8 protein-coding genes and 1 CRISPR repeat array (1 of these 9 running past the window's edge) are annotated in these 9169 nt (G+C 59.5%); of the genes, 3 read left to right on the top strand and 5 right to left on the bottom strand.

Annotated elements, in window-relative coordinates; all coding sequences use genetic code 11:
- The first annotated feature begins 44 nt into the window (after nucleotides 1–44).
- Nucleotides 45–314 carry a cell division protein CrgA gene (gene crgA / locus QP027_RS11720; protein ID WP_284825037.1) on the top strand — a complete coding sequence of 90 codons (270 nt, stop codon included), beginning with the start codon at nucleotides 45–47 and terminating at the stop codon, nucleotides 312–314.
- Nucleotides 315–785: 471 nt separating this feature from the next.
- Here the strand turns inward: crgA and QP027_RS11715 are convergent, their stop codons facing one another.
- The 5 genes from QP027_RS11715 to QP027_RS11695 all read right to left on the bottom strand — a co-directional run bounded on the left by QP027_RS11715 (nucleotide 786) and on the right by QP027_RS11695 (nucleotide 6592).
- Nucleotides 786–1448: a rhomboid family intramembrane serine protease gene (locus QP027_RS11715; RefSeq protein WP_284825035.1), complete on the bottom strand. Its 663-nt coding sequence runs from the start codon at nucleotides 1446–1448 to the stop codon at nucleotides 786–788.
- Nucleotides 1449–1503: 55 nt separating this feature from the next.
- Complete coding sequence (locus QP027_RS11710) at nucleotides 1504–2028, bottom strand: peptidylprolyl isomerase (RefSeq protein WP_284825034.1); 525 nt, start codon at nucleotides 2026–2028, stop codon at nucleotides 1504–1506.
- A gap of 166 nt (nucleotides 2029–2194) precedes the next feature.
- Nucleotides 2195–3130: a DUF559 domain-containing protein gene (locus tag QP027_RS11705; protein WP_284825032.1), complete on the bottom strand. Its 936-nt coding sequence runs from the start codon at nucleotides 3128–3130 to the stop codon at nucleotides 2195–2197.
- Between the two features lie 205 nt (nucleotides 3131–3335).
- A complete protein-coding gene (gene metE / locus QP027_RS11700) occupies nucleotides 3336–5570 on the bottom strand; it encodes a 5-methyltetrahydropteroyltriglutamate--homocysteine S-methyltransferase (protein WP_284825030.1) in 2235 nt (744 codons plus the stop codon).
- 65 nt (nucleotides 5571–5635) lie between these two features.
- Nucleotides 5636–6592 (bottom strand): methylenetetrahydrofolate reductase, encoded by a 957-nt coding sequence (locus tag QP027_RS11695; RefSeq protein WP_284825028.1) that lies wholly within the window; start codon nucleotides 6590–6592, stop codon nucleotides 5636–5638.
- Between the two features lie 292 nt (nucleotides 6593–6884).
- On the opposite strand from QP027_RS11695, the gene QP027_RS11690 reads away from it, so the two are divergent.
- The gene (locus QP027_RS11690; protein WP_284825027.1) at nucleotides 6885–7628 is read left to right on the top strand and encodes a prolipoprotein diacylglyceryl transferase; all 744 of its coding nucleotides are present in this window, start codon (nucleotides 6885–6887) and stop codon (nucleotides 7626–7628) included.
- 200 nt (nucleotides 7629–7828) lie between these two features.
- The gene (locus tag QP027_RS11685) at nucleotides 7829–8815 is read left to right on the top strand and encodes a C39 family peptidase (protein WP_284825025.1); all 987 of its coding nucleotides are present in this window, start codon (nucleotides 7829–7831) and stop codon (nucleotides 8813–8815) included.
- A gap of 79 nt (nucleotides 8816–8894) precedes the next feature.
- Nucleotides 8895–9169: a CRISPR direct-repeat array (repeat unit 28 nt; unit sequence GGATCATCCCCGCTCGCGCGGGGAACAC) (it continues 4208 nt past the right edge of the window).

Below are 9169 nucleotides of genomic sequence, written 5' to 3'. Positions count from 1 at the left end.
TCCCCCACGCACGCCAGCACAGATCATCAAAAGGAACCGTAAGAATGCCAAAGGCAAAGGTCACCAAGACTTCCACCGCACCAGTCTCCAGCTCCAGCACCACTCGTACCCCGGTCAAGATCAACACCGGTGGCACCCCGATGTGGTACAAGGTGCTGATGTTCGGCTTCATGCTCGTCGGCTTGGCTTGGATCATCGTGAACTACCTTGCGGGCCCTCAGATTCCACTGATGGCCGAACTAGGCCCGTGGAACTACTTGATCGGCTTCGGCGGTTTGGTCATCGGACTCCTCATGACCATGGGCTGGCGCTAACTTTTCTGATCTAATCCGCTGGCTTCGGCCTAAACCCGCATTGACGTGCTCAATGCGGGTTTTTTCATGCATGTACTCACCTGACAGTTTTCTAATTGTACTTACCCCCCTCTCAGGGTAGAAATGAGTTATCCACAGGCTGTGGAAAGATCTGTGGAAAGAGGGGATATTTGGTTTATCCACAGTCTGTGGATAAACCTGTGCACTACTTTTCTAATTTTCCCATTTGTGCGGAAATCTCACGAATATCGCTGGCAATGAGCATGGATTTCGCCTCCACGTTCGGCTAATTACAACGATGTAGTTATCCACATTGTGGATAGAAACTGTGGAATAGTGGCCTTTTGGGGATAGCCAGTGGATAACATTGTCCACATCTCACAGCCCCCTCGCGGGGTTAGTTTATCCACAAGAAAGCCCACACCGATCAAACATCTCGATGTGGGCTTAAGGGGAAAGAACGGGGGTACTTTAAGTCAGGGCTAATATGATAAGCACACCTGATATTAAGGCTACGAGCCCAGCGCTGAGCCACCGTGTCCTGACCTGCGCTGATGTCAACGGCCACGCCATCACCGCGCCAGCTAAGACTCCGCCTAAGTGGCCCCACACGCTGACATTTCCCGCCAAGAACGTGTAGCCCACTGCAATCGCTAGGAAGACGATGGGGGCACGGAGGTCGACGGATCGTCGATAAGCAATTGCCACCATAACCGGCATCAATGCATAGATTGCTCCCGACGCGCCGGCAGTTGGCGTATTGAAATTGAACATTGAGATCGCCGCCGAGCCACCCAAGCCGCCCGCAACGAACGCCAGCGCATAGGGTCCGCTGCCCACAAAGCGTTCGATCTCCGGGCCGATAAGCAGCAGCATCACCATGTTCACGATGAGGTGTCCAACACCTAGATGCAGAAAGATCGAGGTCACCGCGCGCGCCATCCCCCACGGCTCCACCTGCGCCGCAGGACCCCACAACACCATTGCTGATCCCAGCGACGAACCCCATACCGAATCATTCAGCGCCTGCGCCTGCACAGCGGTGACCAGCCACACCACTGAGCACAATGCAATAATCCACAACGTCGCCGGCGCATGGCGCGTGTGCTCCCGAAACCACGATTGAAAAGTCATCAGCAGTCCATACAGAAAACCCCCGCACAAAGGCGGGGGTTATGCATGCTGTTTCTTACTCAGCGATATCGATCGACTGGATGACAACGTCCTCAACAGGGCGGTCCATGCGACCAGTCTGCACTGCAGCCAGCTTATCGACGACAGCCTTGGAAGCCTCATCGGTAACCTCACCGAAGATGGTGTGCTTGTTGGTCAGCCAAGGGGTCTCAACGACGGTGATGAAGAACTGGGAGCCGTTGGTGCCAGGACCAGCGTTGGCCATAGCAAGCAGGTATGGACGGTCGAACTGAAGCTCTGGGTGGAACTCGTCAGCAAACTGGTAGCCAGGGCCGCCGGTGCCGGTGCCGGTTGGGTCGCCACCCTGGATCATGAAGTCAGCGATGATGCGGTGGAAGATCGCGCCATCGTAGAAAGGGCCCTCGTTGGTACCCTGTGCGTTCTTGGTGGAGTAATCCTTGGAGCCGTTAGCCAAGCCAACGAAGTTCTCCACGGTCTGAGGAGCATGGTTGCCGAACAGATCAATGACGATGTCACCCAGGTTGGTGTGCATCGTTGCAGTTGCAGTCTTCTGAGTCATGCTAGCCAGTCTAAAGAATTTTCAGGGAGAGTGTGAGTGGCAGGGCGGGTGTTCGCTACTGGCGAGCGCTTCCAGACCGCGCACTTTCTTGCAAATTGACCTCTACAGACTGGCCTTTACCACGTAGGGGTTTCATCGTCACCCGGTAAAGGTCAATCTATAAAGGTCAGTTTGACGAATGGGGCGGGAGGTCAGGGCGCCGGGCGGACAACTCGCGCATGACGTCGTCGATAAGCTTCTGTGGCGCGCGATGCAGGTCAGCCGGCGAGTATCTCAGCACAGCGAACCCGAGATTGGTCAGGGCCTTTTCGCGTTTGCGCTCCGCGATGAGCACCGCTTCGGTCGGGACGTTGAATGTGGTGCCGTCGTATTTCACATCGCCATCGATCTCCACAACGACCACGTCCGCGATGAGGAAATCGACGCGCTTTCCGTCAATGGGCACCTGGAGTTTCACTTCTGGCACCTTCGCTTCGATCAGTAGCGCGCGGGCGACACTCTCGTAGGGCGACTCTGACCATGCACTTGCTTCCTTTACGCAGGAGCGGGCAATTGCAATGCCTTTACGACGACCCATCCGGCGAATTTCCCTGGTCAACTGGTCCTGAGTGAAGCCCTGCGCCAAGAGCCAATCGCAGGCTACTAAACCTTCGACGAACCCATGCAGGCGGGCGATATCCAATGCTGTTCGGAGTCGCGATGTCAGACGGACCCCGTGGCGCAACTCAATGTCTTCCGGACCTAAAACCGAAAAGCGGTAGGTGACATCGGGGGTTCGATTGCGGTGAGCTGGTATTTTGCCGTGTGGGACGATCACTTCGGTGGTTTCGTGCGTTAGAGGAACAACCCACATGCCCCACATTCTCGCGGCCGAGCGCGATGCGAGAACGGCGGTGCGTGCGTTCTTGCCGATTGCATAGGCGGTGAGCCATCGCCGCTGGTACCAGGTAAGTGTCGCGAACACGCTCTCGGGGATGAACCACGACGGCGCGAGTTGGACAAAGCGCCCGTCTGCAATGGCAGCCCAGGTGGAGTCGGCGTGCGAAAGAGTGCGGAGATTGACTAAGGAACAAAGTACTGACTGAAAAGAAGAGGCCTTCATACCCTTCTTAGACTGATTCGGCGCTCAAATGGTTGCATCAGGGGCCAAATCTCTTGGCTTTGCGCCTGTAAAAGGCCAAACTGACCTCTGCAGAATAGCCTTTACCGAGTAGCCGACGATCCGTCACTCGGTAAAGGCCGTTCTATAAAGGTCAGTTTGGCGGGAAAGGGCGCGAAAAGGCGCGAAAGGGCAGCACCCACTCCCCTTACAGCGCGGCCACCACCTCATCGCGCGCGAGGACCAGGTTGCGCAGGGCGGGCTCGACCTCGGCGTAGCTGCGGGTCTTCAAGCCGCAGTCAGGGTTGACCCACAGGCGCTCGACCGGCACGTTGACCAGGGCGGCGCGGATGAGCTCGGCCATCTCGGCAACAGATGGCACACGCGGCGAGTGGATGTCCCAGATACCCGGACCAATCTCGGAGTGGAAGGTCTCGTCGATGTCTTCCAGTAGCTCCATGCGCGAGCGCGCGGCCTCGATGGAGGTGACATCTGCATCCAAACCTGCGACGGCGTCAATGATCTGGCCGAACTCGGAGTAGCACAAGTGGGTGTGAATCTGAGTGGTCGGCGCAGCGTTCAACGCGACGAGGCGGAAGGAGCGCACGGCCCAGTCGAGGTACTCGGGGCGGGCATCGGCGCGCAGTGGCAGCAGTTCGCGCAGGGCGGGCTCGTCGATCTGAATGACGTTGATGCCGGCGGCTTCGAGGTCGGCGACCTCGTCGGCAAGCGCGAGGGCGATCTGGTCGGCGGACTCGGCCAAGGTGACGTCGTCGCGAGTGAAAGACCAGGCCAGGATGGTGACGGGGCCTGTGAGCATGCCCTTGACTGGCTTGTCGGAAAGTGACTGGGCGTACTTTGCCCACTCGACGGTCATGGCCTCAGGGCGGGAGACGTCGCCGACGACGATTGGTGGACGGGTGCAGCGGGAGCCGTACGACTGGACCCAGCCGTTGTCGGTGGTCACGAAGCCTTCGAGCAGTTCTGCAAAGTACTGGACCATGTCGTTGCGCTCGGGTTCGCCGTGGACCAAGACGTCGAGCCCAAGGCGTTCCTGCAGCTCAATGACGTCGCGGACTTCCTCGCGCAAGCGTGCATCGTAGTCCACGTCGTTGAGCTCACCGTTGCGATGCAGAGTGCGGGCGCGGCGGATCTCGGCGGTCTGCGGGAAGGAGCCGATGGTGGTCGTCGGCAGCTTCGGCAGGCCGAGGGACCTTTGCGCCTCGACGCGCTGGGCAAACGCAGGTTCGCGCTGGACTTGTCCTTCTGGCAGGTCAGCGACTCGCTTAGCGACGACCGCGTTGTGCAACTTCGTCGACTCGGCACGGGTGCGAACGGCGCGATCAGATCGCGCGAAAGCCTCTGCGGCATCGAAGCGTCCAGCAACCAGGGCCTGGACCTCGGCGATCTTCTCGTCGGCGAAGGAAAGCCAACCTGCCACGTCGACCGGGAGGGACTTTTCGTCGTTCAGCGTGTGCGGAACGTGCTGGAGGGAGACGGAGGTGGAGACGTGCTTGGTGCCAAGTTCGCTGAGTACCTGTTCCTTTGCGCGCAGGTCGCCGGCCCAGATGTTGCGGCCGTCAATGAGACCTGCGACCAAGGTGGTCTGCTCCCCTACTGCGGCGCGGACGCGAGCTGGATAGTCCGGGTCAGCTTGCAGGGTGGCTGGTGCGAGGTCGACGTGCAGCGCCTCGGGAGCGGCCTTGGCCAGGGCGTCGAGCCCGGCGCGCAGTGAACCATACGGCGAGGTCAGGTACACATTGGGACGGTCGGTCGCGCTGAGTAGGTCGGTCCAGGCTTCCCCGGCGATCGCTGCCAGCTCGGGGTCAGGCACGGAGAGATCGGCGGTCAGGGCTGGTTCGGCGATCTGGACCCATTCGGCCCCGGCGTCGGACAAGGCGGCGAGTACGGTCTTGTATGCAGCGACGAGCTCGTCGACACGCGAGAAGTCGACAGGCTTGGACAGCGCGAGCAGGGTCACTGGGCCGACTAGGTACGGGCGGACTTTGTGGCCAGCGGCAAGAGCTTCCTCGAAGATGCGGACGATGCGCTCGGGTGCTGGGTCGAAGGCATCGCCGGAGAGTTCAGGGACAAGGTAGTGGTAGTTGGTGTCGAACCACTTGGTCATTTCCAGGGGGGTGTCGGTGTCGTTGCCGCGGCACAGGGTGAACTCTGCGTCGAGGTCGGCAGCGTGCAAAACTCCGACGGTGAGCGCGGTTTCTAGGACCTGGTCGTAGTAGGCAACGTCGGCTGGAATGGCGTAGTCCTCGGAAAGACCGAGGTCGCGTAGGTGGTTATAGGTATCGATGCGCAGTGCGTGGGTCGTCGACAAGAAAGTCTCTTGGTCGATGCGGCCTGCCCAGTAGGATTCGAGGGCGCGCTTGAGTTCGCGGTTACGGCCGATGCGAGGGTAGCCCTCGATGGTGGAGTGTGGGAAAGACATGTGGGAAGAACCTTCTTCTTGTTGTTCTGCAACATAGGCGGAGGCTTCCGGTTAGTGCAGCGTGTTTAGGGTTTCGGTACTCCGACACGATTGAGAAAATCTATCGTGACGTCGGTGTTGTTGTGGGTGTACACGTGGAGGCCACCGGCTCCTGCATCCAAGATGGTGCGGGCTAACTCGGCAGACATTTCCATGCCCGCCTCGTATTCGTCGGTGGCGCTGCGCATTCGCTTGATCACCCGTTCAGGAACGCTGATTCCTGAAAGCACGCCCATGCGTTCAGCCTTGTTTAGGCTGGTCATAGGCATGATTCCAGGGATCAACGGGATCCTGACTCCGGCGAGGCGCGCCTTTTCGACGAAGCGCAAGTAGTCCTCGGCATCAAAAAAGAGCTGCGTGATGGCGAAATCTGCACCTAGGCGCTGTTTGGCCAAGAGCACGTCGAGGTCCTCGTCGGGCCCAGAAGATTCGGCGTGGCCCGAGGGGTAGCACGCGACGGAGATCGCAAGGTTTCCCGCGGCGAGGCGGTACGCTTCCTGCTCCTCGATCCGGTTGATCAGGTTGACTAGGTCGGTGGCGTGCTGGAGGTGGGTATCCGGCAACTTGTCTAGGCCTTCGGGCAGGTCGCCGCGCAAGGCAAGGAAACCGCGGACGCCGGAGTCGAGAAGCGTGTGGATCCAATCGGTGAGCTCGTCGGGGGTTCCGGCAGTGCAGGCGAGGTGCGCGATGGTGCGGGCCTCGGTCTCGCGGGAGATGCGGCCAATGAATTCAGCGGTGCCACTGAGCCATTGGGAGCGTGCGGAGCTGGTCACTGAAATATAGTCCGGTTGGTACGCATTAAGCGTAGTGAGCAGTCTATCGATCTTTGCTGCGTCAGCGTCGTGGCGCGGAGGGATCACCTCAAAGCTCAAGGCCGGGCGGCGGCGCTTCGGCGCTTCCGGAGCGGGTTCGTCGAGACTGTCCAACGGGGCAGATGCAGAAAGCCGAGCTGACGGTCGCGACGACGAAGTGTTGGCAGACACGTAGGTGTCCTTTCAGAAAGGGGTTCGTCGTGTAGTTGTCGCGGCCGGGCTCGGCGTTTGCGTTAGAAGAAAAACTAGACCAAGCGGTTTGTTAGGCACAAGAGATGAGTTTTCAGACGCAGCCGTTCCTATGCCTGACCTGTGCGTTCTGCCGTGAATATAATTCAGGTGGCAAGCGCGGCTATCAGCGGAATCATAAATTCGCGTCACCCCGACAGGCGTTCATCGGTACGCTGTAATTAGCGACTCCAACCCAATCGAAGTCAGATGAAAGTTCAAAGAAAGTAGGTCCATGATGAACACTGCGCTTTTGAAGCAAGGCTTTTCCCTGGCCCGCGACATTTTCGACCGCGTTAACGAGTACCGCGAGGAAAAGCAGCGCGAAGCTTACGAAGTGCTGCGCGAGGCAGCGGAACAGGTCAATGTCGATGAGCTGAAGGGCCGTGGCACTGAGCTTTTCGACGACACCCGCCGCGAGGCAGGTGCCCTGACCCAGGCAGCACACCGTCGCCTGGACCAGGCGCGTGCCGAACTTACCGATCGTGCCCAGCAGACCGGCAAGCAGGTCGATTCCGCGAAGACCCGCATGGTAGACCGCGTCACCGGCAAAGAGGCGAAGCGCCAGGCACGCAAGAAGCGCACCCGCCGTGCACTGACCACCACCGGCATCATCGCACTGCTCGCAGCCATCGCCGGTGCCGTGTACTACTTCTTCTTCGGTCCAGGCAAGAAGGCTGAGCCTGACACCGCTCCCCCACGCGTTGAGGAGCACTCCGGTGAGAAGGAAGCCAACCTTGTCTACTCCACCTCCACCGACGGCGGTTCCGCTGCCGGCCCGCTGAGCGAAGAGCCGGCAGAGCGCGACGAGGAACTTCTGACCTCCATCGATGAGCAGCTTGCAACGCTTGCCGACGACGGTGGCGAGCAGGAACAGCCTGAGGACCAAGACGAGCTGGATGCTTTGAAGTCTGATGCTGAGAAGACCGCCGAGGAGCTTGAAGCAGAGATCGACAAGGAGCTTGGTAAGGAGAAGTAATTCCTCTCCCCCGCCCCCTTCACTAATCCGGTGAAGGGGGTTTCTTTCTGCGCGCGACAAACTTGCTCCGTCAGGCTAATTTTGTTGTCACACGGTAGTCAGGGCACCCGCACGATTTTGGTGGCCTGGAACATTTCAGCGGTCACCGTTCTTCAATAGGTAGTCCAACTAACTAATCTCGCAGAAAGACGCATGCCACCATGATCGATCCAGACGATTTCCAGCTCCCATCTACTTCCGACTCCACCGGTGACATCAGCTTCGAATTTGCCGATGACGTCATCGCACCCGAGGAGCCTGCCGACATTCCTGCGCCAGACATCGACGTGGATATCGACGATTCCTTCGAGGACACAGTCGAACCGCTGGACCCCGTAGACCCCGTAGACCCAGTGGACCCAATGGATCCAGTGGACCCTGCCGATGATCCGGAGCTACTGCCTGAGGAAGAGGCCGAGCACCCAGAGCTTGCTCCCGAGGAAGAGCCTGAACTGGAGGAAGACCCAGTTGTCATCGACCCAGCTACTGGCGAAGACGAGGTTGTCGTGGAAGACGGTGTCCATGGCGACTCCCACGAGTGGACCGCCGACTGGTTCTTCCAGGGCGAATGGGGCTACTGCGGCCCGACCTCTGTGGCGTTCATCGTCAACGAGTTCATGGATGCCGGCATCACCGATCCAGAGACCATGGTGGACCGTGCTATCGAGCTCGGCCTTGTCGACGACATCTCCCAGGGCATGTACATGGTTGACCTCAATACCCTGCTTAACGACGCAGGCGTGCCAGCAGAATATGGCCAGGGTTCCATGGACGAGCTCAATGAGCTTCTCGACGACGGCTACGGCGTCATCGTCGCTGTCGACTCCGGCGAAATCTGGGGCGACCCAGCAGATGCCGCCGGTGAGGACAACATGTCCGACCACGCGCTCGTTGTCACTGAAATCGACACCAACACCGGCATGGTCACCCTCGCCGACCCAGGCCATCCAGACGGCAACGGCCTCCAGGTATCCATCGAAGACTTCGAGGACGCATGGCAGGATTCCAGCTACGAGTGGATCACGACCACCGCACCGGACCAGGACCTAGCACCGACCGAGGACGCGGTTGCAGCTGGCGCACCTGGTACCACCGGCTGGGAGAAGCTGGCCTTCCTGAACCTGACCGGCGACGAGCGCATCAATTAGTTGTGGGTTACGGGCAAACGCAGGTTGTGCAGCGAAAGCCAGCGTTAGCGCTCAAAAACGGATCTCAAATCAGAGCCAAGAATCATCCCCGCTCGCGCGGGGAACACTCACTGAGTACTCAAACAGGGGAATGATCGTCGGGATCATCCCCGCTCGCGCGGGGAACACACGGGTTTGTGTTCCGTAGCGTTCTACCAGCCAGGATCATCCCCGCTCGCGCGGGGAACACACTCGTCAGGAGCTTATTGCCCTGCTGGGTTAGGGATCATCCCCGCTCGCGCGGGGAACACAGTACGGAACCATCCCTTAGCAGTATCGAGTTGGGATCATCCCCGCTCGCGCGGGGAACACTCT

This window comes from Corynebacterium breve (assembly GCF_030252165.1).
GTDB classification, from domain to species: domain Bacteria; phylum Actinomycetota; class Actinomycetes; order Mycobacteriales; family Mycobacteriaceae; genus Corynebacterium; species Corynebacterium breve.
The sequence above is the reverse complement of the archived record's forward strand: the minus strand, read 5'-3'. Positions and strand labels throughout refer to the sequence as shown.

What these genes read in the sequence shown, in the direction of transcription:
- crgA (WP_284825037.1), top strand. Translation starts at nt 45, where the DNA reads ATGCCAAAGGCAAAGGTCACCAAGACTTCCACCGCACCAGTCTCCAGC.
- QP027_RS11715 (WP_284825035.1), bottom strand. Translation starts at nt 1,448, where the DNA reads ATGACTTTTCAATCGTGGTTTCGGGAGCACACGCGCCATGCGCCGGCG.
- QP027_RS11710 (WP_284825034.1), bottom strand. Translation starts at nt 2,028, where the DNA reads ATGACTCAGAAGACTGCAACTGCAACGATGCACACCAACCTGGGTGAC.
- QP027_RS11705 (WP_284825032.1), bottom strand. Translation starts at nt 3,130, where the DNA reads ATGAAGGCCTCTTCTTTTCAGTCAGTACTTTGTTCCTTAGTCAATCTC.
- metE (WP_284825030.1), bottom strand. Translation starts at nt 5,570, where the DNA reads ATGTCTTTCCCACACTCCACCATCGAGGGCTACCCTCGCATCGGCCGT.
- QP027_RS11690 (WP_284825027.1), top strand. Translation starts at nt 6,885, where the DNA reads ATGATGAACACTGCGCTTTTGAAGCAAGGCTTTTCCCTGGCCCGCGAC.
- QP027_RS11685 (WP_284825025.1), top strand. Translation starts at nt 7,829, where the DNA reads ATGATCGATCCAGACGATTTCCAGCTCCCATCTACTTCCGACTCCACC.